At 58.5% G+C, this 340-nt stretch carries 1 protein-coding gene; it reads left to right on the top strand.

The window, feature by feature from the left end:
- A partial coding sequence (locus EN885_RS33270; protein ID WP_127238557.1) for an SDR family NAD(P)-dependent oxidoreductase occupies positions 1 to 340 on the top strand: 340 nt, incomplete at both ends.

A 340-nucleotide genomic window follows, 5' to 3' on the forward strand; every position in this document is an offset into this window, starting at 1 on the left:
CCGTGGTTTCGTCGATCAGGATTGGAAAAAAATCCGCCGCATCATCGACACCAACATCACCGGGACCGTCTATCTCGCGCATCAACTCGGAGCCAGGATGGCACGCCGCGGCCGAGGCCGCATCCTCTTCACAGGATCGATCGCTGGTTTCATGCCCGGCACTTTCCAGGCGGTCTACAACGGCACCAAGGCATTCATCGATTCCTTCTCGATCGCACTGCGTCATGAGTTGCAGGACACAGGGGTCACAGTCACCGTGCTGATGCCCGGGGCAACGCAGACGCGGTTCTTCGAACGCGCCGAAATGATGGATACCAAGGTCGGCACCGATGAAAAGGAC

This window comes from Mesorhizobium sp. M6A.T.Cr.TU.014.01.1.1, from assembly GCF_004022765.1.
Lineage (GTDB): Bacteria > Pseudomonadota > Alphaproteobacteria > Rhizobiales > Rhizobiaceae > Mesorhizobium > Mesorhizobium mediterraneum.